This is a genomic window from Edaphobacter modestus (genome assembly GCF_004217555.1).
GTDB classification, from domain to species: domain Bacteria; phylum Acidobacteriota; class Terriglobia; order Terriglobales; family Acidobacteriaceae; genus Edaphobacter; species Edaphobacter modestus.
Window position 1 is genome coordinate 2,426,545 of record NZ_SHKW01000001.1, and the last position, 25,137, is coordinate 2,451,681.

22 protein-coding genes are annotated in these 25,137 nt (G+C 60.3%); 14 read left to right on the forward strand and 8 right to left on the reverse strand.

All coding sequences use genetic code 11. The features are described from left to right. Positions 1-21: 21 nt before the first annotated feature. The 3 genes from trmFO to BDD14_RS10255 all read right to left on the reverse strand — a co-directional run bounded on the left by trmFO (position 22) and on the right by BDD14_RS10255 (position 3,168). Positions 22-1,614, reverse strand: a complete 1,593-nt coding sequence (gene trmFO, locus BDD14_RS32985; RefSeq protein ID WP_242617861.1) for a methylenetetrahydrofolate--tRNA-(uracil(54)-C(5))-methyltransferase (FADH(2)-oxidizing) TrmFO — start codon at positions 1,612-1,614, stop codon at positions 22-24. 290 nt (positions 1,615-1,904) lie between these two features. Then, positions 1,905-2,438 (reverse strand): GNAT family N-acetyltransferase, encoded by a 534-nt coding sequence (locus BDD14_RS10250; RefSeq protein WP_242617862.1) that lies wholly within the window; start codon positions 2,436-2,438, stop codon positions 1,905-1,907. Positions 2,439-2,463: 25 nt separating this feature from the next. Further along, positions 2,464-3,168: a hypothetical protein gene (locus BDD14_RS10255; protein ID WP_130418722.1), complete on the reverse strand. Its 705-nt coding sequence runs from the start codon at positions 3,166-3,168 to the stop codon at positions 2,464-2,466. Between the two features lie 56 nt (positions 3,169-3,224). Here BDD14_RS10255 and BDD14_RS10260 point away from each other — a divergent pair, with 56 nt between their 5' ends. From BDD14_RS10260 to moaC, 10 genes are all read left to right on the forward strand, one after another. Beyond that, the gene (locus BDD14_RS10260; RefSeq protein ID WP_242617863.1) at positions 3,225-4,520 is read left to right on the forward strand and encodes a 3-deoxy-D-manno-octulosonic acid transferase; all 1,296 of its coding nucleotides are present in this window, start codon (positions 3,225-3,227) and stop codon (positions 4,518-4,520) included. Beyond that, positions 4,517-5,554 carry a tetraacyldisaccharide 4'-kinase gene (gene lpxK, locus BDD14_RS10265; RefSeq protein WP_130418723.1) on the forward strand — a complete coding sequence of 346 codons (1,038 nt, stop codon included), beginning with the start codon at positions 4,517-4,519 and terminating at the stop codon, positions 5,552-5,554. Before BDD14_RS10260 ends, lpxK begins: the two co-directional genes overlap by 4 nt. A 28-nt stretch (positions 5,555-5,582) precedes the next feature. Further along, positions 5,583-6,707, forward strand: coding sequence for a glycosyltransferase family 9 protein (locus tag BDD14_RS10270; RefSeq protein ID WP_242617864.1), 1,125 nt, complete (start codon positions 5,583-5,585; stop codon positions 6,705-6,707). Next, positions 6,704-7,261: a methyltransferase family protein gene (locus BDD14_RS10275; protein ID WP_242617865.1), complete on the forward strand. Its 558-nt coding sequence runs from the start codon at positions 6,704-6,706 to the stop codon at positions 7,259-7,261. The genes BDD14_RS10270 and BDD14_RS10275 overlap by 4 nt, the downstream gene beginning before the upstream one ends. A 215-nt stretch (positions 7,262-7,476) precedes the next feature. Further along, a complete protein-coding gene (locus BDD14_RS10280) occupies positions 7,477-8,214 on the forward strand; it encodes a DUF3108 domain-containing protein (RefSeq protein WP_242617866.1) in 738 nt (245 codons plus the stop codon). 8 nt (positions 8,215-8,222) lie between these two features. Continuing rightward, the gene (locus BDD14_RS10285) at positions 8,223-8,510 is read left to right on the forward strand and encodes a putative signal transducing protein (protein WP_130418725.1); all 288 of its coding nucleotides are present in this window, start codon (positions 8,223-8,225) and stop codon (positions 8,508-8,510) included. Continuing rightward, complete coding sequence (gene queC / locus BDD14_RS10290; RefSeq protein WP_130418726.1) at positions 8,507-9,229, forward strand: 7-cyano-7-deazaguanine synthase QueC; 723 nt, start codon at positions 8,507-8,509, stop codon at positions 9,227-9,229. Before BDD14_RS10285 ends, queC begins: the two co-directional genes overlap by 4 nt. Before the next feature lie 72 nt (positions 9,230-9,301). After that, positions 9,302-10,489, forward strand: a complete 1,188-nt coding sequence (locus BDD14_RS10295; RefSeq protein WP_242617867.1) for a tetratricopeptide repeat protein — start codon at positions 9,302-9,304, stop codon at positions 10,487-10,489. A 96-nt stretch (positions 10,490-10,585) separates the two neighbouring features. Further along, positions 10,586-11,860 (forward strand): molybdopterin molybdotransferase MoeA, encoded by a 1,275-nt coding sequence (locus BDD14_RS10300; protein ID WP_130418727.1) that lies wholly within the window; start codon positions 10,586-10,588, stop codon positions 11,858-11,860. Positions 11,861-11,953: 93 nt separating this feature from the next. Then, the gene (gene moaC, locus BDD14_RS10305; protein ID WP_130418728.1) at positions 11,954-12,415 is read left to right on the forward strand and encodes a cyclic pyranopterin monophosphate synthase MoaC; all 462 of its coding nucleotides are present in this window, start codon (positions 11,954-11,956) and stop codon (positions 12,413-12,415) included. An 11-nt stretch (positions 12,416-12,426) separates the two neighbouring features. Here moaC and egtD read toward each other — a convergent pair whose 3' ends face one another. Next, entirely contained in the window at positions 12,427-13,479 is a 1,053-nt protein-coding gene (gene egtD / locus BDD14_RS10310) for an L-histidine N(alpha)-methyltransferase (protein ID WP_242617868.1), read from the reverse strand. Between the two features lie 113 nt (positions 13,480-13,592). Continuing rightward, on the reverse strand, positions 13,593-14,645 hold the full coding sequence (locus BDD14_RS10315) for a YncE family protein (protein WP_130418729.1): 1,053 nt from the start codon (positions 14,643-14,645) through the stop codon (positions 13,593-13,595). Positions 14,646-14,800: 155 nt separating this feature from the next. Between BDD14_RS10315 and BDD14_RS10320 the strand changes: the two genes are divergently transcribed. Beyond that, positions 14,801-15,559, forward strand: coding sequence for a ThuA domain-containing protein (locus BDD14_RS10320; RefSeq protein ID WP_130418730.1), 759 nt, complete (start codon positions 14,801-14,803; stop codon positions 15,557-15,559). A 63-nt stretch (positions 15,560-15,622) separates the two neighbouring features. Here the strand turns inward: BDD14_RS10320 and BDD14_RS10325 are convergent, their stop codons facing one another. The 3 genes from BDD14_RS10325 to BDD14_RS10335 form a co-directional block, all read right to left on the reverse strand. Beyond that, positions 15,623-16,063 carry a hypothetical protein gene (locus tag BDD14_RS10325; RefSeq protein WP_130418731.1) on the reverse strand — a complete coding sequence of 147 codons (441 nt, stop codon included), beginning with the start codon at positions 16,061-16,063 and terminating at the stop codon, positions 15,623-15,625. Positions 16,064-16,227: 164 nt separating this feature from the next. Continuing rightward, a complete protein-coding gene (egtB, locus tag BDD14_RS10330; RefSeq protein ID WP_130418732.1) occupies positions 16,228-17,577 on the reverse strand; it encodes an ergothioneine biosynthesis protein EgtB in 1,350 nt (449 codons plus the stop codon). Between the two features lie 135 nt (positions 17,578-17,712). Further along, positions 17,713-18,543, reverse strand: coding sequence for a VIT1/CCC1 transporter family protein (locus BDD14_RS10335; protein ID WP_242617869.1), 831 nt, complete (start codon positions 18,541-18,543; stop codon positions 17,713-17,715). A gap of 64 nt (positions 18,544-18,607) precedes the next feature. On the opposite strand from BDD14_RS10335, the gene BDD14_RS10340 reads away from it, so the two are divergent. Genes BDD14_RS10340 through BDD14_RS10350 form a run of 3 tightly spaced genes read left to right on the forward strand, consistent with a single transcriptional unit; the run spans position 18,608 to position 25,075 of the window. After that, the gene (locus BDD14_RS10340) at positions 18,608-19,393 is read left to right on the forward strand and encodes a hypothetical protein (RefSeq protein WP_130418733.1); all 786 of its coding nucleotides are present in this window, start codon (positions 18,608-18,610) and stop codon (positions 19,391-19,393) included. Positions 19,394-19,448: 55 nt separating this feature from the next. Further along, positions 19,449-22,907 carry a TonB-dependent receptor gene (locus BDD14_RS10345; protein WP_242617870.1) on the forward strand — a complete coding sequence of 1,153 codons (3,459 nt, stop codon included), beginning with the start codon at positions 19,449-19,451 and terminating at the stop codon, positions 22,905-22,907. Positions 22,908-22,921: 14 nt separating this feature from the next. Continuing rightward, positions 22,922-25,075, forward strand: coding sequence for a VWA domain-containing protein (locus BDD14_RS10350; protein WP_130418734.1), 2,154 nt, complete (start codon positions 22,922-22,924; stop codon positions 25,073-25,075). Positions 25,076-25,137: the final 62 nt, after the last annotated feature.

The window sequence follows — 25,137 nt, forward strand, 5'->3', positions numbered from 1 at the left end:
CCATCGAGATGCAGTTGCGGGCTAGGAGGTCTGGGTGAGCCAGGCGGTCCAGGCTTCGAGGGCGCGGTCGCACTGGATGCGGTGGCGCTCTTTTTTGTCGCGGATCTTCTTTCGCAGCTCCTCTTCTAGCGGGAGCAGGAGGTCGAAGGTGATGTTGGCGGGTTGGAAGGTCTTGGCCTCGCTGTGGGTGATGTAGTGAACGAGTGAACCGTGGGCGGTCAGGCGCGGCGGAGGCGTTGGCGTTCGGCCTTGCGCGAGGGTGGCGGCGAAGCGTCCGGCGAGCAGGCCTCCGGCGATGGATTCCGTGTAGCCCTCGACTCCGCTGAGCTGCCCGGCGATGAGGATGCGGGGGTGGGCGCGTAGCTGGAGGGTATCGGTGAGGACCGTCGGGGAGTTGAGGTAGGTGTTGCGGTGGATCTGCCCGTAACGGAGGAATTTTGCGTTTTCGAGCCCCGGGATGAGGCGGAGGATGCGGGCCTGCTCGTTGTACTTGAGGTGGTTCTGGAAGCCGACGAGGTTGTAGGAGTCGGCTCGGAGGTTCTCCTGTCGGAGCTGGACGGCGGCGTAGGGCCAGCGGCCGGTGCGGGGGTTGGTAAGGCCGGCGGGCTTCATGGGGCCGAAGCGGAGGGTGTCGCGGCCGCGGCGGGCGATCTCTTCGATGGGCAGGCAGCCTTCGAAGTACTTCAGTTTTTCCTCAGCGGATGGGGCGGTTAACCGCAGGTCCTTCGACTGCGTGGCTTCGCCACTCCGCTCAGGATGACACTTTTGTGGGGAAGAGTGCGGCTCACCATCTCCGATGGCGATGTTGGCTCTCTTGGAGATGGTGGCTTTATTCGAGAAATACTGAGATTCTTCGCTTCGCTCAGAATGACGATCGTTTTCTTCGTGTTGCGTAGGGTCAGAATGACGGGTGTTGGGGGCCACGGTCTCGGCGGTGGCTAGTGCGGTAGGGATCTGCTCCCACTCTTTGGCGGGGACGGCCTCAGCGGTGGAGAGCGCGTCGATGAAGCGGTCGTACTCCTCTTTGGTGAAGGGGCAGTTGATGTAGTCGGCGGTTCCCTTGTCCCAGCGGGCGGCGAAGTAGACCTTGTCCATGTCGATGGTGCTGGCGTCGACGATGGGGGAGATGGAGTCGTAGAAGGCGAGGTGCTGGGAGCCGGTGAGGCGCTGCAGCTCGGCGGTGAGGGCGGGTGAGGTGAGGGGGCCGGTGGCGAGGATGGTGATCTCGTCGGGGTCGTCGTCGAGGCGGATGACCTCTTCGCGGACGACGGTGATGCGTGGGTGCTGGTCGATCAGCTCCTGGACGCGGCGGGAGAATTCTATGCGATCAACGGCGAGGGCGTGGCCGGCGGGGACGGCGGAGGCGTCGGCGGCGGTGAGGAGGAAGGAGTGGGCGCGGCGCATCTCCTGCTTGAGGAGCCAGGGGGCGGAGTTTTCGCTCTCGGACTTGAGGGAGTTGGAGCAGACGAGCTCGGCGAAGTCGGAGGTCTGGTGGGCCTCGGTGGATCGGGTAGGGCGCATCTCGTAGAGGGTGACTTCGCAGCCAAGGGATGCGGCCTGCAGGGCGGCTTCAGGACCGGCGAGGCCTCCGCCGATGACTTTAATCTTCTTCATTGGTTCTATTGTCTCGCGAGAGAGGGTTGCGTCCGCCCGCATCCTGCAAATCCCACATTAGACGTTTCCCGCTGGAGATGAGGACCCGGCTGCGCCATGAACCCGGCGTTTTGAAATGACAAAGATTCATGAGGCCTTGGGTGAAGGGGTGGGAATCTTCCTCAGCGGGGCGCGTGGCGGTTCCGGCGAATCCTGGGATTCTTCGCTTGCTCAGAATGACGGAGTGGGAGGGGATGACGGGAAGGGGAGGGGATGCTTTAGAAATTTGTTCAACCAGGGCTTCGTTTTCCCTACTCTGCTTTATCGGCGAGAGCCTTGAGTGCGTCGCCGTCGATGCGCATGATGCGCCACTCGTTGAGCATATGGGCTCCCATCTCCTTGTAGAAATCGATGGCCATCTGGTTCCAGTCGAGGACGTGCCACTGGAAGCGATCGCCGCGCTCGAGCGCGATGGCGGCGAGTCGGGCGAAGAGGGCCTTCGCGATGCCGTTGCGGCGGAACTGGGGGCGGACGAAGAGGTCTTCGAGGTGGATGCCGGCGTTGCCGCGCCACGTGGAGTAGAAGGGGAAGTAGAGGGCCATGGCCGCGGGCTTGCCTTCCCATTCGGCCATGAGGCACTGGAAGACGGGGCGCGGGCCGAAGCCGTCGCGGAGGAGATCTTCGGCAGTGGCCACGGCGGCGTGGGGAGCGCGCTCGTACTCGGCGAGCTCGCGGATGAAGGCGAGCATCTCGGGGACGTCAGAGGGAGTGGCTTCGCGGATCAGCAACGGCGAGACGGAGGCAGCGGAGGGATGGGCCGTGGATTGTTCTGGGGTATTCATCATTGTTCGGGAGTATTCAAAAAGGTCGTCAGGGTGCGGGTTTTGCATCGGGCTTCGATGCAGCGGGCGTGGCCTTCTGTGCGGCGAGCCATTTGTTGAAGGGCAGCGAGAAGGCGAAGAGCTCCTTGCCGCCGGAAGTGTGGATCATCTTGATGTAGATCTCGGCGTTCTTGAGGGGCGGCTCCTCGAGGTCTTTGACGTCGTAAAACACGTAACCGGCAATCGTGGAATGAGGGGTTACCGTGGTGGATTTGAAGCCGAAGTCGTCGTCGTCCTGGGTGATCTTTTTGTCGATGGGAGTGCGGCGGCCGGGGATGGGGATGGGGATGATAGGGATTTTCCGTCCGGCGGCCTTTTCGGCGGAGAAGAGACGGCGGTTGATGTCGTCGAGGCTGGCGGCGGGAAATTTGTCTCCGGCGGAGGTGATGAACTGCATGCGGGCTTCGTCGAGGCTGAGGGGGCTGTCGGAGTCGTTGGTGATGATGACGCGGACGGGGATGAGGGAGTGGCGGATGTAGGGCAGGCGGAAGAAATCGCAGTCCCGGGGCTCGGTGCAGGGGTCGATGGCGACGGTAACGTGCTCCTGGGGGTGGAAATCGAAGGCGGGATATTCGCGAGCGGGACGCGGAGGAGGGGCCGCTTTATTGCCCGCAAGGCTGGGAACGGCCAGGGCGCCGGAGAAAAGAACGAACCCAAGTAATGTTCGTAACGTAAAGCGGATGTGGGACTTCATGCGTAATTGATTATCATCTTCGCTGAGATACCTGGTAAAGCGAGGGGATAGATCGGTTGATTCTGGCGGTTTATAGCGCGCTGCTGGCAGCGGTGCTGGTGGCGGGCGCTCCATGGTGGCTGGCGCGAATGGCGACCAGCGGGCGTTATCGTGCGGGGCTCGCCGGGCGACTGGGGAGAGTTCCCGAGGGTCTGCGGGAGGCGGCAGCGGGGCGTAGAGTTATATGGCTGCATGCCGTGTCCGTGGGCGAGGTAATGGCGGCGACGGAGCTGGTGCGTGAGTTGCGCAGGGCGCTGCCTGGCTGGATAATTGCCGTCTCCACTACGACTGAGACGGGCCAGCGACTGGCGCGTGAGCGATTTGGCGCCGAATCGCCGGTGTTTTACCTGCCGCTGGACTTTGCAGTGCTCGTGCGGCGCTATGTGAGAACGCTGCATCCGGAGATGCTGGTGCTGATGGAGAGCGAACTGTGGCCGAACCTGATGGATCTCTGTGCGCGTGAGGGCGTGCCGGTGGCGGTGGTGAACGCGAGGGTTTCGGACCGCTCGTTGCCACGCTACCTGCGGCTGAAAGCGCTCTGGAGGCCGCTGCTGCAGCGGGTATCACTGTTTCTGGCGCAGAGCGGGGAGAATCGGGAGAGGCTGGTGCGGATCGGCGCTCCCGCAGAACGGGTGAGGGTGAGCGGGAATCTCAAATACGACGTAAAAGCAGCGGGTGAGAGCGCGATGACGACCCTTCTGCGGGAGCGGCTTCCGGCGGACGCGAAGGTGGTGGTGGCGGGAAGCACGCTCGAAGGCGAGGAGAGGATTCTGCTGGAGGCGTGGCCACAGGTACTGGAGACGGAGCCGGATACGGTGCTGGTGATCGCACCCCGGCGGCCGGAGAGGTTCAGCGCGGTGGCGGGCTTGATTGAGACGGCGGGGTTCGATGTGGTGCGTGCGAGTGACCTGGTCGCGGGTGGAGGATTGAAGGGCCGGGAGAGGATTATCCTGCTGGACACGATCGGCGACCTGGCTTCGGTGTACTCGTTGGGAACGATCGCGTTTGTGGGAGGCAGCCTGGTGGCCGCGGGGGGGCATAATCCTCTTGAGCCGGCTCGATTCGGAGTTCCGGTGGTGATGGGCCGATCGAGTGAGAACTTTCGCGAGATCGTCGAGGCAATGCGAATCGCAGGGGCGATCCGGATCGTCGAATCTTCACAGCTGGCGGAGGCGATGACGGATCTGCTGACGAACGAGACCAGAGCGCGGGAGATGGGCAGGCACGGCGGCGAGGTATTCGCAGCGCAGGCGGGGGCTACGGCGCGAACGGTTGAGCTGTTGCTGGGGTTGTTGAACAGGAAAGCCGCATGAAAACGCTAAGAAGATTGCTGCTTCCGCTGTCTCCGCTGTATGGCGCGGTGGTGACCGCGAAGCGAAGACTGTACCGGCTGGGGTGGCGGAAGCAGAGGCATCTTCCTTCGCCGGTGATCAGCGTGGGGAGCGTTTCGGCGGGAGGAGCGGGAAAGACGCCCGTGGTTGCGATGCTGGCGGGAATTCTTCGGCGCCGAGGATATGGGGTAAGCATTTTGACGCGGGGGTACGGTCGCGTCTCCAACCTGATTGAACGGGTGGACGCGTATGACGACCCGGCCTGGCACGGAGATGAGCCGGTGCTGCTGGCGCAGCGGTCCGGATCTCTGGTGTATGTGGGAGCCGATCGTTATCGCGCAGGTCTGCTGGCGGAACAGGATAAACGTGGCGACAGAGTTGGAGTGCATCTGCTCGATGATGGGTTCCAGCATCTGCGGCTGGCGCGGAATGTGGACATCGTTCTGCTGACGCTTGCCGACGTGGAGGACTGCCTGTTGCCGGCGGGAGACCTGCGGGAGCCGATCGCGGCGGCAAGTGAAGCGGACGTGGTGGTGGTGCGCGAGGAAGAGGCAGGGCGGATGAAACCCCTGCTCGATCGCCTGCAGGGAGAGGGAAACGGGTTTGCGGTGTGGCCGATTCGACGAAGCCTGGGACTGGCGGAGGAGGACGAGCGGCTGCCTACGTTTCCACTGGCGTTCTGCGGAATTGCACGGCCGGATAATTTCACGCGGATGCTGAAAGAGTCGCGATACGAGCCGCTGGAGACAGTCGCGTTTCCGGATCACCACCGCTACGAAGAACGGGATATGGCGCGGATTCTGGAGCGGGCGCGCGAGCGCGGCGCAAACGGGCTTGTCACGACCGAAAAAGACGCGGTGAAGCTGACGGCAACGATGCGCGAGCGGCTGGAGACGGTTGGTCCGCTGATCGTGGCCCGGCTGAATGTGGAGCTGGTCGATGAGAAAGACGCCATGGCGCAACTGGTAAAGATGGTTGCGGAGCTGGATCGGAGAAAAGCCCCGGAGCGGCCATGAGAAGGAACGGCCATGAGAAAATGAGCGCTTGGCGATACAGGACCATTCTCTGGCGGAGGGGCTGCCGCGGCGCGTACTGATCGTTCGAATCGGCGCTATGGGCGACGTGTTGCACGCGATGCCCGCTGTAGCGGCGCTCAGGAAGGCGCATCCGGAGTGGTGGATCGGGTGGGTGGTCGAGCCGCGATGGCTGCCGTTGTTGCGGGCTACGAGCGACGGCTCCTGGACAATGGAACGCGGGGAGGCAATGCCGCTGGTGGATCGCACGTTCTCCGCCTCCACACGGGCGTGGAAGAAGAAGCCGTTTGCGTGGGAGACTCTGGCGGATATTCGATCGCTGAGGAGAGGGCTGCGCAGCGACGCCTTCGATCTGTGCGTGGACATGCAGGGATCGATCCGCTCAGCCGTCATCGGCAGGATGGCTTCGGCGAAGAGTTTTACAGGCATGGCCGACCCCAGAGAAAAGCCTGCCCGGTGGATGTATGACCGCAAGATACAGGCGACCGCTGCGCACGTGATCGAGCAGGGGTGCGAGCTGCTGGGGGCTGCTGTCGGTGAGAGTCTGGAACCGGCTCAGGTGGAGTTGCCCAGAGACGAGTTTCACGGGCAGGCATGCGATGACCTGCTGGAGAGATTGCTGCCGGGGGGCGAGGACTTTGTCCTGATGGCTCCGAGTGCAGGCTGGGGAGCGAAGCAATGGCCCGCGGAGAGGTTTGGCGCGGTTGCCGCGGAGTTGGGACGACGGGGGATCCGGGTGCTGGTCAACGCGGCCCATGAGATGGATCGCGTAGGCAATGAAGTCATCCGTGCCAGTGGAGGGTATGGAATCACCGTGCCTACCGACCTGGGAGACCTGATTGCGTTGACGCGGCGGGCGAGCCTGGTGATCGCGGGAGATACGGGACCGCTGCACCTGGCGGCGGCGCTGAAGAGGCCGGTGGTTGCGCTGTTCGGGCCGACGAATCCGGCGCGAAACGGGCCGTATGGGACGCGGGCGCGGGTTCTTCGCCACGGCGGAGAGCGGAGCGACCACAGACGACTGGCAGAGCCGGAGGCAGGGTTGCTGGCGATTACAGTAGAGGAAGTGGTGGAGGCTGCGATGGAGCTACTTGCGGGCGCCACCGGGGACGGACGAGGTAAGGTAAGCGAGTGAGTGAACGAAGCAGGTGGCAGCGCATCGCCCGGCGCATCCGTGTACCGCTGGGATTTCTCTTTGCGGCGATGTTTCTCTGGTTGGCCCGGCCGACGGGTACGTTGATGCTGCTGAGCCTTCTGCTGGTGATACCGGGGCTGTGGCTGCGCGGCTACGCCGCGGGCTATGTGAAGAAGAATGCGGAGCTGACACGCACGGGACCCTATGCGCATACACGCAATCCGCTTTACCTGGGTTCGATGATGATCGCATTCGGATTTGCCTGGGCCTCGGGAAGCTGGGTGATCTTTGTGGCGCTGGCGGCGGGATTCCTGGGGATTTATCTTCCGACGATCCGCTCGGAGGAAGAGTACCTGCGGACGCATTTTGCAGGCTTCGATGAGTATGCCCGGCAGGTTCCGAGGCTGCTTCCCCGGCTGACGCCGGCGAAGAACGATCTGCCGCAGGGAAGGTTTTCCCGGGAGAGGTATCTGCACCATCGCGAGTACAATGCACTTATGGGCGCTGTCGCACTTTACGCGGCGCTGGCTGCGCGTCTTCTGCTTCCGCGATAGAAGAAGACCAGGACGCCGAAAGACTGCCGGAGAGCAGTCCTGAGCTGGAGTTTCAGTTTGCAAGTGATGCCGGTAGACGAATTGCGTAACGGGTTGTATCGTTAGCCGTTCCGTTCCATTCCAAATTCTGAGAGTTAGCTCTGTCGAAACGTTTTCCGGTATTTTTTCTCCCGATTCTTCTCTGGCTGGCGTGCACGGGTTGCACGGCGCAGTCGTTGGCGCACCGGCTCTTCCCTCCCCCGCCGCCAGTCACCATTCCCACCCTCGAGCCTCCTCCAGGCGGGTATGTCTTTCCGACGAAGCAGACGCTCAGCTATACGGTGGACTGGCGGGTGTTTACCGCTGCGGTTGCCACCTTCCAGATTGAACAGCAGGGCACGACCCAGAAGATTACGGCGACGGCAGATACGGTCGGCGGGGTCACGATGCTGTTCCCGGTCGTGGACAAATTCGAGTCTGCCTTCGATACGAAGACCGGGTGCTCGACGGGATTTTCGAAGCAGACGGTGGAGGGCCGGAGGAAGATTTCAAGCGATCTGGGCTTCAACTATGGTCAGGGCAAGCAGACGTTGATGGAACGGAACCTGGTGAAGGGCACGTCCAAGACACTGACCGCTTCGATTCCGGCATGCGTTACCGATTCGCTTTCGGCCATCTTCTACGTCGGGTCGCACCCACTGGTGGTGGGACAGGATCTTCGGTTTCCGCTTGCCGATTCGATGCGTACGGTGACGGTAACGATGAAGGTAGAGGCCAAGGAGGAGATCAAGACCCCGGCTGGAACCTTCCAGACGGTACGAGTGCAACCGACCGCAGAGGAAGGAGTCGTGAAGAACCGGGGGAAGATCTGGATCTGGTACACGGATGACGGACGCCATATTCCTGTACAGGTGAGGGCCAGCCTTTTCTGGGGAACGATCACGGCACGGCTGCAGTCGTACGAGACGAAGTGAGGATTCCGATGGACGATCTAACGACAGCAGGGGCGCTTGACCCGGAGCAGTTTCTGACGGTGGCACGCTTCGAAGATCCGGTGGAGGCACAGATGGCGAAGGGCATGCTGGAGACGGCGGGCCTGGAATGCTTCCTGCAGGGGGAGAACGCCAACCATCTGCTGGGCGCAGCCTTCCGGGCCAGACTTCTGGTACACCGGAGGGACGAGAGCGCGGCGCGAGAACTTCTCCCGGCTCCAGAGGAGGAAGGCGGCCCCGTGGACGAGGATCCAGAGGCATTGGAGGACGAGTCATGATTACTCCGGCAGATGGGGCCCACCAGCGGCCCAAGGCGGTGTTGTGCCTCTCCGGAGGTATGGATTCAACGGTATGCGCTTCGCTGGCGACGAGGGAGTTTGACGTGTATGCCCTGCACTTCAGCTATGGACAACGGACGGAGGCGAAAGAACTTGCCTCGGCGAAGGAGATTGCGCGGCTTACGGGCGCAAAGGAGTTTCTGCCGCTGAAGATGGACCTGTTTCGCAGGATCGGGGGATCGGCGCTGACCGACGAGACGATCGCAGTTCCGGATGCACCGGCGGAGGAGGCAATCGGGGCGGAGATCCCTGTAACGTATGTCCCCTTCCGCAATGCGCATTTTCTTTCGGCAGCCGTGAGCTGGGCTGAAGTGGTGGGGGCAAAAAAGATTTTTATCGGAGCGGTAGAACAGGATAGTTCCGGGTACCCGGACTGCCGTCCGTCCTATTATGAGGCGTTTAATGAGCTGATTCGGCAGGGAACGAAAGAGGGCGATATTCGGGTGGAGACACCTCTGATTTCCATGCGGAAGAGCGAGATCGTGCGGCTGGGAGTTGAACTGGGCGCTCCGTTCCATGTAAGTTGGTCATGCTATTCCGGTGAGCGGGAGGCGTGTGGGGTGTGCGAGAGCTGCGTCCTGCGCCTGAGAGCATTTCGCGAGATCGGCACCTTGGATCCAATACCTTATGCCGGCTTGAAAGCGGCATCTAACTCGTAGCAGGATGCTGCAAAGTTTCGAGAATCGACCAGCCGAAGGCGGGTCAGACGAGAACTGAAACCAGGAGAAAGAATGATGAAGCGTATCGAAAGAAAGTGGAGCGTGGGCCTGGGAGCCTGCCTGGCGCTGGTGCTCGCTCTGGCATCGCAGAACGGATGGGCACAGCCGGCACCGGCCAGCGTCCATGGGCATGTGAACAACCCCATTGGCGCCCCCTTTACCAAGGGCCAGGTGAAGCTGACCCAGGATCGGTCCTCCGACGAGAAGAGCCGCAAGTATACGAACACCTTTGAGATTGACGCATCGGGCAACTTCAAGGGCACGGGAATCGCGCCGGGAACTTACGTGGCGATCGTGTTCGTGGACGACAAGAGCATTGACTATACCGACAACGTTACCTTCGCGGCCGGCGAAGATCATCCGCTCAACTTCGACATGTCCCGGAAGGAGTACATCGACAAGATGACTCCGGAAGAGAAGAAGCAGCTGGAGGAGTTCAAGAAGAAGAACTCCGAGGCGACGGAGGCTAACGCGAAGATCTCTAATCTGAACGCTCTTCTGACGCAGGCCCGCGCGGATACGAAGGCCGGCAACTTCGAGCCGGCGATCACCGCTATGCAGCAGGCGACCACGCAGAAGCCGGATGAAGGCATTCTCTGGGTAGCGCTGGGCGATGCTCAGCTGGGCTCGGCCGATGCCGCCGCCAAGGCTGCCAAGGCTGCAGGCAAACCGGTAGATCCAACGGTTCAGGCCAAGTACACCGAGGCGGCAGCGTCGTACAAGAAAGCTATCGATGCCAATGCGGCTTCAAAGAAGCCTAACGTGGAGACAGCAGCAGCTGCCTACAACCAGATGGGACAGGCTCTGGCAAAGGGCGGCGATGGTGCGGGAGCTTCGGGCGCATACGAGGAAGCCGCCAAAGCCCTGCCAGCGAATGCGGGCATGTACTTCTACAACGAGGCTGCGACGCTGTACAACGCGGGCAAGCTGGACGAAGCGGCTGCGGCTGCCGACAAGGCGATCGCTGCCGATCCGAAGCGCGCTGACGCGTACTACATCAAGGCCCAGGCTCTGATTCCGAAGGCTTCGGTCGATCCGAAGACCCAGAAGATCACGGCGCCTCCGGGATGTGTCGAGGCCTACCAGGAGTACCTGGAGCTGGTTCCTGAGGGTCCGCGTTCGGAGGAGGTCAAAGGTATCCTCGCTGGCATCGGAGCCGAGGTGAAGTCGAGCTACAAGGCAGGCAAAGGCAAGAAGTAACCTGCCTCTCGCTGCAGAAACAAGGAAGGCCTCGGCACAGAGCCGGGGCCTTCTGTTTTCCGGGATAGGCCGGGCTTACGAAGAAAGAGGTAGAGGATGAAATCGGCCAGTGTGCGTGGCAGCGTCGACAACGAGCGCGTGGTGAGCTTCGACGAGGCAATGGAGATTGTGCTGGCGCATGCGGCGACGGCCGGGCGACAACCGGTCGAGGTCGTCGACATCAGCGAATCGGTGGGACGGGTATTGGCAACGCCGATCGCCGCCGATCGCGATCAGCCCCCGTTTGATCGCTCGACCCGGGACGGATTTGCGGTGCGGACGGAGGATGCCGCGGATGGAGACTGGCTCACCGTGGTGGGTCAGGTCCAGGCAGGACGACGGTGGGATGGAAATCTCTCCTCCGACCAGGCAATCGGCATTATGACGGGAGCGCCGGTTCCAGCCGGAGCCAATGCCGTGGTGATGCTGGAGCACGTGGAACGAAGCGGCTCAAGCGCAGAGGAGTCCATTCGGCTGGCGGACGGACGCAAGCTTGTTCCGGGCGAGAATATCGTTGCTCGCGGAAGCGAGGCGCAGGAGGGCGATGTGGTGCTTGCGGCAGGCGTAGAGATGGACGCCGCCGCGGTTGCGCTGGCCGCGGCCTGCGGGGCAGCGACGGTGGAAGTGTTCGTGAAGCCTCGGGTATCGATTCTGGCGACAGGGGATGAGCTGGTGGATGTGACGCAGACTCCGGGCCCTGAGCAGATACGGAACTCCAACAGCTATGGACTTTCCGCACTTGTCAGGCTGGCTGGAGGCGAGCCCTTGCGGCAGCCGGTCGCGCCGGATCGCCGCGACGATCTCGAGCAGGCGATCGGACAGGCCCGTGCGGCTGACCTGATGGTGGTGACGGGCGGCGTGTCGATGGGCGAGTACGATCTTGTGGAAGAGGTGCTGCTGTCTCTGGGCGCCGAGTTTTTCTTCACTGGCGTGCGGATGCAGCCGGGCAAGCCGGCCGTATTCGGTCGGCTACCGGAACGAGAGGACATGCCCGCTGTGTATTTTTTTGGGCTGCCAGGAAATCCGGTCTCCACCCAGGTAACCTTCGCCTGCTTTGTGGAGCCGTTGCTGCGAGCGATGCGCGGGGCCGTGACCGAAAGGCCGCGATTTGTGCAGGCGACACTGGGCGACGACGTTGCAGCACGGCCAGGACTGACACGCGTGCTGCCGGCGAGATTGACCTCGAAGCGGATGCACCCCGAGGTAAGGCTGGTGGTGTGGCAGGGTTCGGGAGATATGGCTGCCAACGCGCGAGCCAATTGCTATGCAGTCCTGCCAGCAAATACCGAGGGATTCAGGAAGAGCGAAGTTATTACCGTGCTTCTGCGGTGAACACTCTCAAGGTTCGTTCTGAGCAGTATTTCTCTCCCGCGGTTATCGTAGAGACTGCTGTGTTCTTTTCAATCTCGCGGAGGCATTCCACGGATGAAGTTATCGCACTATGACGACGAGGGTCGGGCCCATATGGTGGATGTGGGCGCGAAGCCCGCGACACGAAGAGAGGCCAGGGCCAGAGCCTTCGTAGAGTTGTCACCTGCGGCGCTGGCCGCACTCCCAACGAATCCCAAGGGCAACCCGCTGGAGGTGGCGCGGTTTGCGGGTATTCAGGCTGCGAAACAGACTGCTTCCTTGATCCCCATGTGTCATCCTCTGGCACTCAGTTTTATCGACGTGGAGGCGAGGATCGTTGAAGGCGGCGTAGAAATTGGAGCCACCGCAGCCACGGTGGCGGGCACGGGGGTAGAGATGGAGGCGATGACCGCTGCCTCCATCGCAGCGCTTACGGTGTACGACATGACGAAGGCGCTCGACAAAGGCATTCGCATCCGAGAGGTCGAGCTGGTGAGCAAGAGTGGCGGTAAGAGCGGAGAGTGGCGAAGGTCGTGACCACCCACGGATCAGATTGCGGTGGCCAGACTTACCGCAAAGGCGTGCTCGGAGTTTTCCCAGGAGAAGGAAAGTTCAAAGCCGGCGGACTGGAGAAGCTGTTGAACACGAACAGGCGTGAATTTGTAACTGTTCTCGGTGTGGATGGTTTCGCCACGAGCGAATTGCAGGGTCAGGGCAGGACCGGCTGAGTTGGCGGGGATATGCACCTGTTGGCTGATTCGGGAGACGAGGTGCATCTCGATACGGGACTCGGAGGGATTCCAGCGCGCTTCGTGGTCGAAGGCCTCCGGATTGAAGTCGGCTCCCAACTCTCGATTGAGACGCACGAGCACGTTGCGGTTGAAAGCCGCGGTCGTTCCAGACGCATCGTTATAGGCAGCGAGGAGCTGAGCGACGCTCTTCGATTTGCCGGGAGCAAGATCGGTTCCGAGTAAAAGCTTATCGCCGGGTAGAAGCTGCGCGCGAAGATTGCGGAGCACGTCACGGGCGTCTTCAGGCGAGAAATTACCGATGCTGGAGCCGATGTAAAGGGCAAGAGTACGGGTGTCGGTAAGGCGGTTCAACGGCAGTGCCTGGGTCGTGTAGTCAGCGACCTGACATCGTACGGTAACGCCGGGGACGTTGGCGCGGATGTTTTCGGTGGCCTCGGCGAGCGCGGTCTCGGAGACATCTACCGGTTGATAGACCACGGCCTTCTGGCGACGAACAGCGGCAGCGAGAAGGATTCCAGTCTTGGTGGCAGTACCGGCCCCGAGCTCGATGAGGGTGAGCATGGGGGACAGGTCATCTCCCAACGGCTCTGCTGCGCGTTCGATGATCTCGCCGGCATACAGAGCGAAAAGATCACGCTCGACGCGAGTGAGGTAGTACTCGGGAAGCTCGGTGATCTGCTCGAAGAGACGTGAGCCATTCTCATCGTAGAAGAGCCAGGGAGAGAGGGTTTTGGGAGTGCTGGTGAGACCGGCACGGACCTCGGCGGCAACAGCGTCTGTGGGCGATGATGCGAGCAACGACTCGTTAGCTGGTAAAAGCAAGTCGGCGACCGCGGGGTAGGTAGGCACTATAAAAAACCCCTTTGTGAGATCCGCGGTCGAAACCGCTCTGCCATTGGATGCATGTTTGTCACCGGCGGAAACCGAAAATCTCAACCCTGCTGACGCCACGGTGTCAGCAGCTAGGGATCTCGAGTCGTAAGAAGTGTGAATGGCGCGTTACCGAGATTTACCGTGTAAGCCGCATGAGTCTCGCCCATCAGGACCACCGCATAGGGATGATCAAGATTTCTGTAAGTTTGCCGAACGTTCCGGGTCTGCGTATCCACAACGGTCACGGTATTTTGCTGGGGGCTTGCCACGTACAGAAGACCTGCTGCTTCGTCCAGGGCAACTGCCTGAGGATGAGGGGAGACCGCCACAGTCGTCGGTCTCTCCTCCTTCTCAAGGATGGTAACCGTTCCGTCGGCATAGTTGGCGACATAGACCTGGCCCGTCGTTTTGTTTATGGCAATCGCACATGGCATTGAGCCTGTGGGGAGATTGCGGAGGGCATGGGTCTCAAGGTCGATGGCTGCGATGCTCGCATCCTGTACGTGCGAGACGTAGAGGGTCTTCCCTGCCCGTGCGATTCCCCACAGATGCATCGCGCCTGCAGGGATCTTCGTGGTTCTCTCCGTGGCAGGATCAAGCTCGGTGAGAGTGTCGCTTTCGTAGCCGAAGAGGTAGACACGATGGCGGTCCGAATCGACGACGATGGCGTCGGCCGAGCCGGTAGGAAGATTTGCAACATGATTGCTCGCCCCGTCGATCACGGAGAGCATGTTGCTGAAGGTATTCGAGACGTAAACCTTGTTTGCTGCCTCGTCGATTGCGATCGCGTAAGGGCGGGCCGCAGTAGGGACCGTAGCGACCACCTTGTCGGTGCTTGCATCGATGACGGAGACGGAGCGGCTACCGGAGTCGACCACGTAGATTCTTCCGGTACGAGGATTGAGAGCCAGTGCGATCGGGCTGGCTCCGACCTCGATACTGGACGGCGGCTTTGAGGAGGACAGAACGATCACCGCGTTGTGAACGGTATCGACGAGATAGATCTTTCCGGTGTCCTTGCTGTAGACGGCGGCATCGCGATTGATGAGCGTTGTCTGAGAGAGCCCCTGTGCACGGAGCACCGACACTGGAACGAACAACACTGGAAGACCGAGGAAAATACCGAGAAGGCGCTGCCGCATCCTAACTCCATTCCTGGAAGCTCTTGAAAAGATTGTCCCAGCAAGCAACCGTTTGTCTACAATGGAATTCGATTTTAGCAAGTCGTTGCCTTTCGTCGCTGCTGCGTCAACCGCGGAAGCATATTTTTCACAACTTCATTCTCTGGCGGCGGAAGATGAGACGTTTTTTACAGATATTTCTTGCGCTCGTGACCTTTAGCGCGACCGCGTATGCGCAGCAGTCGAAGTTTCGCGTGCTTGCCTTCTACTCGGAGACGGTGGAGCACGATCATGTGGACTTTGCACATCAGGCGATCCAGTTTTACACGGAGGCGGCGAAGCGAGATCAGTTTTCCTTTGAGACAACCACCCGCTGGGACGATATGAACTCCGAGAAGCTGGCGGGGTACCAGATGATTGCCTGGCTGGACGACTTCCCCCACACGCCACAGCAACGGAGCGCATTCGAGCAGTACATGGAGCACGGAGGAGGCTGGCTGGGCTTTCACATCGCCGCGTATAACGACAGTGGAACCAAGTGGCCCTGGTTTGTCAGCTTTCTCGGCGGCGGAGTCTTCTATGGCAACAACTGGCCGCCGATGCCGGTGACGATTACGGTCGACGATCCGGAGCATCCCGTGACACGGCGACTCCCGTCCAGTTTTCTTTCACCTGCGAACGAGTGGTATATCTGGCGGCCGTCTCCCCGCGAGAATAAGGATGTGAAGGTTCTGCTTACGCTCTCGCCTTCCAACTACCCGCTGGGCATGAAGGACGTGGTTCGGAGCGGAGATCTTCCGGTGATGTGGACCAACACACGGTTTCGCATGCTCTACATGAACATGGGACATGGAGACAGGATCTTCACCAGCGACATCCAGAACCGGTTGATGGAAGATGCGATGGTATGGGTTGGAGAGACGAATCACAGATGATCCGGGGTTTGCGCACGGAGAGCCGGCATTCGTAGCGGCCCTCCGCGCGGCGAGGATGCGGGATCAGCGACTGACCGCGGCTCCAACGAGATCGATCGCGTCGGCGATGATGCGCGTGGTGGGATCGTACGCTACGACGTAGCCGTCATAGTACCCATACTGATATCCAGGCGGAGGGGGAGGAACTTCGGAATAGTACGCCCGGGGTACAGCCTGGAAGTGATAGTTTCCAGGAATCCGCTCACCGCGAACGAACTGCGGACGCCCGTGAGGATTGTGTTGCCAGCGATTGACGTCCTTCTGGTAGTGCTGGGCGAAGTGGCCCCGGTCCTGATCGCGAAAACGAAAGTCCTGACCGTGATGATCGTCGTGCTGGTCGTGCTGGTCGTGACGATCGTGGTCGGAATCATGGCTCTGAGCCCGTGCTACGCCGGTTGTCATCGCTAAAGCAAGAACTGGAATAAATACCCGTTGAAAAAATTTTCGTGCAGTGGAATGGCCCATTTTTTCCTCATGACATTGGTATGTCTCGTATTTAGATGCTGAAGAAGAAAAGATCAATGTCTATGAAATGAGAAATGAGAGGAAATTTTTAAGAGAGACATGCACGCATAGAAGAAAAGCGGCATCGAGGCGATGCTCGGTGCCGCAATTGCAAGCGAGATGTGTTACCGGCCTGCGTCGTGCGCGAGACGAAGGCCGGAGAACTGCCACCGCGCGGCAGGCGCGAAGAAGTTGCGATACGTGGCGCGGATGTGAGAGGAGGGGGTGACGCAGGAACCTCCTCGCAGCACGATCTGCGAGCTCATGAACTTTCCGTTGTACTCGCCAAGCGCTCCGGGCAAGGAGGCATATCCGGGATAGCCTGTGTAAGGACTGGCCGTCCACTCCCACACATCGCCGAAGACCTGTTGAAGGCCGGCGAGGTGGCTGGCGGCAGTGGGATGAAGGTTTCCCCTTTCGAGCAGATTGGCGGGCGGAGATGCAGGCGTCTTCGACGATTCGGAGCGTGAAGATCCATTCCCTTGCGTTCCAAACCGCGCCGCTGCATGTTCCCACTCGAACTCCGTGGGGAGACGATGGCCCGCCCAGCGTGCATAGGCATCCGCTTCGAAGAAGCTGACGTGGCATACGGGAGTCTCGGAGAGATCTTCGAGCGGAATAAGTCCATGAAGCGTGTAGATGGACCAGCCCGACCTCGTCTCCGAGTCGCGCTGCCAATATAGCGGCGCCTGCCATCCCTCGGAACGTATGGTGGTCCAACCCTCCGAGAGCCAGAGCTCGGGGCGGTTGTAGGCGTTCTGATCGAGAAACGCCAGGTACTCGGCACACGTGACCAACCGGGATGCGAGCCGGTACGGAGCAATGTAGACCGGGTGCCGCGGCGTCTCGTTGTCGAAGGCAAAGAGGTCGGTGGAGGAAGGATCGGGTGTAATGCCAATCTCGGTGAGGCCGGGAGCGAAGTCGACCCATTCGAGGGGAGGAGCGATTGTGGTCCCGGAGAGGAGTTCGGTGCGCTCGATGTAGGCGGGATGGAGCGGGTTGGTGAAAAGAGCGTGTTTGACGTCGGTGGCGATGAGCTCCTGATGCTGCTGTTCATGCTCGATGCCCAGGGCGATACGGCGTGCCGCTTCGTCTTCGATGGGATGCTGAAGCAACTGCTCGATCGAAGCATCGATGTGTGCGCGATAGGCGAGGATGAGATCGAGGGGTGGCCGCGAGAAGGAAGAGCGGAGCTTCTTTTCCGGCATATCGCCGAGCGCGTTGTAATAGCTGTTAAAGAGCCAGCGAAAATCGGGATGGAAGGGAGTGTAGCCGGCGAGGAATTCGGAGAGGACGAAGGTCTCGAAGAACCAGCTGGTATGCGCAAGATGCCACTTTACGGGGCTGGCTTCCGGGGACGATTGCACCATCATGTCTTCCGGAGACAGCGGTCTACAAAGTGAGGCTGTGGCGCCTCGGACGGCCTTGAAGCGATCGAGAAGAGCGGGGGCGGCGTTTTCGGTGAAGGCTGGCATATTCGTCCTTTTTTCTCCTCTATGGGATGGGCTTACGGCGGGTTTTGTTGCTTTTTCATGCTTCCAGGCTGGGTCGACGGACTGTTGAAACTATTTTGTTCGAGCATCTTTGTTCGAGCGTCCAAGGGATGGTTCTCAGGCATACCCGTTGAGGAGCCGCGCCAGCAGGTATGCGGCGGCCGCTGCGATCCCTCCGATAAGAAGGGTTTGCGTTGCGCTTCGAAGCCAGCCCGTACCCATGATCCTTCCCTTCAAGGCGCCAAAGACGGCAAGTGCCACCAGAGTGATGACGATGGAAAGCTGAAGCGCGGATCTGTTTTCAAAGGCGAGCATGTAAGGAAAGAGAGGAACCATTCCGCCGGCGACGTACGACGTGGCGATGGTAAGGGCGGAACGAGGAGCACGGCCAGGCTTGGGCTGCTCAAGACCGAGTTCGAACCGCATCATGAAATCGACCCAGGCCGTGGGGTTCTGCTTGAGTGCTTCAAGGACAGGAGCGGCATTGGCACGTGGAACAGAATACTGTTCGAAGATCTCATAGACCTCCTCTTCCTCATCCCGTGTGCGCTCCACGATCTCCAACTCTTCCCGTCTTTTTTCTGAGGCGTAGTGCTCGGCATCGCCGCGCGCGGCAAGGTATCCTCCAAGGCCCATGGCGATGGAGCCGGCGGCAATCTCTGCCAGGCCGGCAACGACGACGATGCGCGAAGAGGCGACCGCGCCTGAAAGCCCCGCCGCGAGCGCAAAAGGAACGGTAAGACCATCGGCAAGGCCAATGACGATATCGCGAACGGTTGCACTGGATTCGAAGTGTCCTTCGACATGGGACTGGTCGTGCTCTCCCTGAGGAGTGGGGCTGGTTGAAACGGCTAAGCTTTCGGACGGGCCGGCGGGTTCGGACATGGCCGTAGTGTAGACCGAGGGCCCGGACGATACGGCCGGAAGCGCAGTTTTTTGTCGCCTCACAGCGTCTTTCAGCGCAAAAAAGCGTCTGTATCAGCACGGGTTCGGATCGACGAGGACGACGCAGATGAGAACGAGGTTGGCGCGGTATGTTTTCACCGCTGTGGGTATTTTGGCAGCGGTTGGAACCTCGGCGGCGCAGGATGGTCCTACGGGAGATGGCGCGTCGTTTGCTCGCGGCCCGATGGTACGCGGAACCGTCACGGCAACGGCTGCGGATCACCTGACAATCAAGACCGATTCCGACGAGATCTACCAGATTGCGCTGACTCCGAACACACGCCTGATGAAGGACCGGCAGCCCGTCAAGGCTACCGATGTGAAGGTGGGCGATGGTGTTGGTGCAATGGGAGAACTGGATGCCCCGAAGAAGACCATGCACGCGCTGTTCGTCGCGGTAGCCGACGCAGAACAGGTAAAGAAGATGCGCGAGGACCTGGGGAAGGTCTACATTACCGGCAAGGTGACGGCGATTGACGATGTAAAGCTGACGGTGATGCGGCCTGACCATGTTAGCCAGGTGATCGAGGTCGATGAGACGACCTCCTTCCGTAAAGGAAGAGGAAGGCGGCGCGGTGCGACGACGCCGGAAGGCAGCCCCGCTGCGGAAGGTGGCGCAGCAGCACCTGCAGCCGATGGAAGCGGTGAGATTGTAACGTTAGCCGATGTCAAAGTTGGCGACATGATCGCCGGCCGGGGAGCGGTAAAACATGGCGTGTTCGTTCCGACGAACCTTGCCATACTTCCCGCGGGAGCGGAGGGCGCTATGGGAATGCGGGGACGGCGCGGAGGCGATGACGGCGCTCCAGCGAACAGTCCTGCAACGCCATCCTCTGCCCCTACACGGCAGTAATTTGACCCGGCAGAGGATGAGGGGATTCGGCTTGAAGGATTGGAACGAGGTCTCTGTGAAGAGAGTGTTTCGAACGGCAGTGTTGTGCATGTTCGCGTCTTGCGGGATATGCCTGGGATCGGCGGAGGGGAGGGCGCAGGATGCGAATCCTGTGCAGGCTCCGGCTCCAACGGCACAGGCAGCGTCGGGAGGCACGATCAAGGGAACGGTGAAGACGGGTCCGGTTCCTCTGCCAGGCGTTGCCATCACTGCCACGAATACGCTGACGGGAAAGAAGTATGCAACGACCACGGACATGACGGGCGCCTTCGCGATGGCGATTCCCCGAAATGGCCGTTATGTCGTGCGGGCGGAGCTTGCTGCCTTCGCTGACGAAACCAAAGAGGTGCTGATCAACGCGGCTGGAGAGAACGGCGGTAAACCCGAGGAGGCTGCTGATTTCACGATGCAACTGGCGTCGCGCGTGCAACAACAGCAGGAGCAGCAACAGAATCAGCAGAGCGCCGCAGCGAGCTCTCTTGCAAGCTCCATCGGTCGTGGCATGCAGTCGCTCAGCGTAACGGGGGGTGGAATCGACCTGGCTGACGCAAGCGCCGGCACAGGCAATGCCGGAGCCCAGATGCCGACGATGGCTGGGCTGGGCGGCGACGCAGCGTCAACGGATTCTGTCGCTGTGAGCGGCCAGATGGGGCAGACGAACGGTCTTGCCAATATGAGTGAGGACGACATCCGGCAGCGCGTGGAAGATGCGATGTCGCGAGCTCGCCAACAAGGCGGGGCCAACGCCGATGTTGCCAATGCAGTGGCCGGAATGCTGGGTGGCATTGCATCAGGTGGAGGTGGAGGCCGCGGGGGATTCGGTGGCGGATCGGGAGGCGGAGCCTTTACGGTGCGGGGCGGCGGTGGACGCGGAGGACGGGGATTCAACCCGACGCAACCTCACGGCGCAATCTTCTACCAGGGAGGCAACGGCGCACTCAACGCGACGAACTACTCCCTGACCGGAGCTCCGGTCGTAAAGCCTGCTTACAGCTCGAATCGATTCGGCGTGACCTTTGCGGGATCTCCCTTCATCCCTGGATTGATCAAGCCGAGCACGAAACAGTTCGTATTCTTCAACATCACCGGCCAGCGCAATACCAACCCGCAAAATCTGTACGCAACGGTTCCGACGGAGGCCGAGCGAGCCGGGGACTTCTCGCAATTGAGCACGCCCATCTTCGACCCTTCGACCACACAGCAGTTCCAGTGCAACGGCGTGTTGAATGTGATCTGCGGCAACCGAATCTCATCCCAAGCCAGCTCGCTGCTGAAGTATTATCCCGCACCCAACATCGCCGCGGTGGGCCAACAGGGATACAACTACCAGACCATCACAGCCGCCGGGCAAAACAGCCTCAGTGCGAATGGGCGCTATGTTCGGAACTTCGGACAAAACTCGGGCGGCGGCTTTCGAATGAGGCAACAACAAGGCAATGGTCCGAAGACACTGCGCCAGAACATCAACTTTGGAGTCAGTTACAGCCACTCAGCCTCGGATCTCCCCAATGTCTTTCTTCCACTCGGCGGATCGTCGACGTCGGACGGCTACAATCTCTCGGCTGGCTACACCATCGGTTACGGCAGGCTTACGAACAATGCGACGGTCACCTGGAACCGTTCGCATGCATCGACGCTGAACTTTTTCACCAACGGCACCGACAACCCTGCTGCGGATGCAGGCATCCTGGTGGGAAATGCGGCGATCGCTTCCAACCGTTTCTACTACGGCGTTCCTTCCCTGACGTTCTCCGGGCTTACCGGTTTGAACTCTACGGCGCCCAGCGATGCGATCAATCAGACCATCTCGTTCTCCGACTTTGTGAGCTGGAATCACAAGAAACACAACTTTCGATTTGGCGGGGATTATCGCCGGGTACACGCCGATAGCCTGACGGCTCCTGGAAATCTGCAGAGCGGGGCCAGCCCGCTGGGAGCCTTCACCTTTACCGGCTACGCGACGCAGAATGCGAATGCTCCATCGGGGCAGACGGGAGGATTCAGCTTTGCCGACTTTCTGCTTGGCTTGCCTCAACAGGCAGCGGTGCAGGCAGGACTCGCAAAGAGCTACCTGCGTGCGAACGTATGGGATCTGTACGCAACGGATGACTGGCGCATCCTGCCGAATCTGACGCTGAACTACGGCCTTCGCTACGAGTATTTTTCTCCCTATGCCGAGAAGTACAACCGCCTGGTCAATCTCGATCACAACGCGAACTTCACCGAGGTCGCTCCTGTGACGCCCGGCCAGAGCGGGCCTTTCAGCGGCCCCTTCCCGCGCTCCCTGGTGAATCCCGATCACACGATGTTCTCTCCACGCTTCGGCTTCGCCTACAGACCCAAGGGCAGCTTCTTCAAGGAGACGGTGATTCGCGGGGGCTATGGAATCAACTACAACACGCAACAGTACAGCAGCTTTGCACGACAGCTTGCGTTCCAGCCTCCGTTTGCGGTGACACAGACCAACATCGCGCAGCAGCAAGGCTGCGGCGTGCTTGCGTTGGCCGACGCCTTCAACTGCTCCACTGCAGCCGTGCAGAATAACTACAGTGTCAACCTGAACTACAGGCTGGGGCACGTACAGGTATGGAATCTCGACATCCAGCGCACACTCCCCATGGATATCGTCCTGAATATCGGCTATAACGGCGCTCTCGGCGGCAATCTCGATATTGTGCGAGCACCTAACCGCTCAGTGGCGAACGTACTCAATCCAACCGCACAGCCCTTCAACTATGAAGACTCCCTGGGATTTTCGCGCTTCCATGCCTTGAGCATCAATGCGAGGAAACGGATGCAGAAGGGCATTTCCCTGCAGGCGACCTACCAGTACGGACACTCGATCGATAACGCCTCGTCGATTGGCGGCTCCACTGCGGTACCTGCGCAGAACGACCTCAATCTGAACGCCGAGGAGGGCAACAGCTCCTTCGACATTCGTCAAAAGTTAACTGGCAACTGGGTGCTGGAGCTTCCTTTTGGACCGAACCGGGCTTACTTCTCGAAGGGCGGCTTCTGGTCGAAGGCGCTCGATAACTTCTCACTCTCGGGCGATTTCACCTTTGCCACCGGGACCTATTACACGCCGCACTATGTTGCCACAGTCGCAGAGACGGCGACGGGAACCAATAACTCACTGCGTCCTGACCGCATCTTCTCTCAACCGATTCATGGATCGGGAACGATCCTGGACTGGTTCAACGCCGCAGCATTTACAGCTCCCGCGAATGTCTATGGTACCGCCTCTCGCGGCTCAATCCTGGGCCCGGGAACAGTCGCCGTCGATGGTTCACTCTCCCGCACCGTTCCGTTGGGCGAGACGCGTTCTTTTGAGGCTCGCATGACCGCCACCAACGTCTTCAATACGGTGCAGTACTCGGGTATCGACACGACCCTGAACTCGCGCACCTTTGGCCAGGTTACCTCCACCGCGAACATGCGACAGCTGACCTTCACCGCTCGATACAGGTTTTAGGAAAGGGCAAGATCATGCGGCGAATCACGGCAGCAGTACTGACGGGATTGATGATGGGCCTACCCGGCTATGACATCCGGCCGGCAGCTGCCCAGCAGGCTGCCTCCGACGGCACCTTTACGTTGAAGGTGCAGAGCAACATCGTGCTGACGAATGTCGTAGTGCGCGACAAGAAGACGGGCGCCGTGGTGAAGGGACTTACCCCCGCCGACTTCACCGTTCTTGAGAACGGCAAGCCGCAGAAGATCGCCAGCTTCGATTTTCAGAACGTCGATGAGGCAGTTGCGCTGCATGAGAATACGACGGTCAGCGGTAAGAACTCCATCGCGGACATGGTCAATGGCAACTTCGCCGCAAACCCCGCGCAGCTCAAGGATCACCGGCTGATTGTCCTGTTCTTTGACCTCAGCAGCATGCAGCCTGAAGACACCGATCGAGCGGTCGAGGCAGCGCAGGACTACATCAACAAGAAGATGCAGCCGGCAGACCTGGTGTCAGTGGTCAGCATGGACACCGGATTGAGTCTCGATCAGGACTTCACGACCGACAAGGCTGCGCTCCTGAGGGCCGTGGGACGCTATAACGGTACCGAGGGCACAGGGTTTGCCAACGGGAACGAAGGAGGCACCTCCGGCGGAACCCCGGATGATGGCTCGAGCTTCACTGCAGACGATTCCGAGTACAACGCACTGAACACGGATCGCGAGCTCTACGCAATTCGCACGATCGCGCAGAGCCTGGAGCGAGTCGATCAGCGCAAGAGTCTTCTCTACTTCTCCGGCGGTCTCACCCGACAGGGCATCGAAAACCAGGCAAGCATGCGTGCCGCGACCAACGCCGCCGTGCGTGCAAACATGGCGATCTACAGCGTTGACTCCCGCGGCCTGCAGGCGCTGCCTCCAGTGGGCGATGCCTCGAAGGGAAGCCTGCGCGGAACTGCCGCTTACAGCGGCGGCGCGATGCAGAGCCAGCTGGATGCGAACTTCGGCTCGCAGGAGGTTCTGGCAACGCTTTCGAAGGATACGGGCGGGAAAGCCTTCTTCGATTCCAACGACTTTGCTCCTGCCTTTCAGCAGATTCAGCATGACACCGAGGCCTATTACATCCTTGGATTCCGCTCCAGCGATATAGCACGCGATGGAGGCTACCGAAGGCTGACGATCAAGCTGAATCGTAATGACGTGAAGCTCGAATACAGACCGGGGTACTATGCTCCGGCAGATTTCCAGCATCAGAAGAGCGGAGACCGCGAGCTTGCACTGACCGAACAGATGCGAAGTGATCTTCCTGCAATCGACGTTGCGATCTACCTGCAGGCGCTATACTTCCGCATCGAGGACAATCGCTTCTTTATTCCCGTCTCGCTGATCGTACCGGGCTCACAGATTCCGTTCCTGAAGAATGGCGACCGAGATAAAGCAACCCTCGACGTGCTGGGACAGGTGAAGAACGCGCAGGGCATCTCCGTAGGAGATGTTCGCGATACCGTGAAGCTGGCGCTCGATGCATCGCAGCAGGTGGCGCGAAAGAATATTCAGTATTCGACCGGCTTCACTCTTGCTCCGGGGCGGTATCATCTGAAATTCGTCATTCGCGAAAATCAGACAGGACGCATGGGAAGCTTTGAGACGGATCTTCAGGTTCCCGATCTGAAGAAGGCTCCGCTCAAGCTCAGCTCCATTGTGCTGGCAAGTCAACAGACTCCTAATACGGCCAAGAAGACGGCTAATCCCCTCGTCCGGGATGGAGTGGAATGGATTCCGAACATTGCCCATGTATTCCGGCAGGATCAGCACCTCTACTTTCTGTATGAGGTTTACGATCCAACGCGGCAAAAGGAAAACGGTGCCGCTCCGAAGGCTTCGCCAGGACTGACGCGGCGGCCTTCCGGCGCGGTCAAGGTGCTCACCAGCATCGAGTTTCTCAGCGGAGGGGTGAAAGTTTACGAGACCCCGCTGGTTTCTGCGGAGAGTGTCAACGTGCCCGATCGCGGGGCAGTCGCCTTCCAGTTCGATGTTCCCTTAAGCCAATTGAAACCCGGCACATACGTCTGCCAGGTCAACATTATCGACGACGCGGGCGGCAGCTTCAGCTTCCCGCGGCTGGCTCTGCGTGTGGAAGCACCAACGCGGCCCGCCCCGGTGCCGACCGCAGCGAGTGGTAATTAGGGCGTCTGCCGTGACGAAGGACGTTGACAGTACTGCGGTTCAAGCGGATGATTTGGACGTAC

What these genes read in the sequence shown, in the direction of transcription:
- BDD14_RS10325 (WP_130418731.1), bottom strand. Translation starts at nt 16,063, where the DNA reads ATGGGCCATTCCACTGCACGAAAATTTTTTCAACGGGTATTTATTCCA.
- lpxK (WP_130418723.1), top strand. Translation starts at nt 4,517, where the DNA reads ATGAAAACGCTAAGAAGATTGCTGCTTCCGCTGTCTCCGCTGTATGGC.
- BDD14_RS10350 (WP_130418734.1), top strand. Translation starts at nt 22,922, where the DNA reads ATGCGGCGAATCACGGCAGCAGTACTGACGGGATTGATGATGGGCCTA.
- BDD14_RS10285 (WP_130418725.1), top strand. Translation starts at nt 8,223, where the DNA reads ATGGACGATCTAACGACAGCAGGGGCGCTTGACCCGGAGCAGTTTCTG.
- BDD14_RS10300 (WP_130418727.1), top strand. Translation starts at nt 10,586, where the DNA reads ATGAAATCGGCCAGTGTGCGTGGCAGCGTCGACAACGAGCGCGTGGTG.
- BDD14_RS10255 (WP_130418722.1), bottom strand. Translation starts at nt 3,168, where the DNA reads ATGAAGTCCCACATCCGCTTTACGTTACGAACATTACTTGGGTTCGTT.
- BDD14_RS10340 (WP_130418733.1), top strand. Translation starts at nt 18,608, where the DNA reads ATGAGAACGAGGTTGGCGCGGTATGTTTTCACCGCTGTGGGTATTTTG.
- BDD14_RS10295 (WP_242617867.1), top strand. Translation starts at nt 9,302, where the DNA reads ATGATGAAGCGTATCGAAAGAAAGTGGAGCGTGGGCCTGGGAGCCTGC.
- BDD14_RS10315 (WP_130418729.1), bottom strand. Translation starts at nt 14,645, where the DNA reads ATGCGGCAGCGCCTTCTCGGTATTTTCCTCGGTCTTCCAGTGTTGTTC.
- BDD14_RS10250 (WP_242617862.1), bottom strand. Translation starts at nt 2,438, where the DNA reads ATGATGAATACCCCAGAACAATCCACGGCCCATCCCTCCGCTGCCTCC.
- moaC (WP_130418728.1), top strand. Translation starts at nt 11,954, where the DNA reads ATGAAGTTATCGCACTATGACGACGAGGGTCGGGCCCATATGGTGGAT.
- trmFO (WP_242617861.1), bottom strand. Translation starts at nt 1,614, where the DNA reads ATGAAGAAGATTAAAGTCATCGGCGGAGGCCTCGCCGGTCCTGAAGCC.
- queC (WP_130418726.1), top strand. Translation starts at nt 8,507, where the DNA reads ATGATTACTCCGGCAGATGGGGCCCACCAGCGGCCCAAGGCGGTGTTG.
- egtB (WP_130418732.1), bottom strand. Translation starts at nt 17,577, where the DNA reads ATGCCAGCCTTCACCGAAAACGCCGCCCCCGCTCTTCTCGATCGCTTC.
- BDD14_RS10320 (WP_130418730.1), top strand. Translation starts at nt 14,801, where the DNA reads ATGAGACGTTTTTTACAGATATTTCTTGCGCTCGTGACCTTTAGCGCG.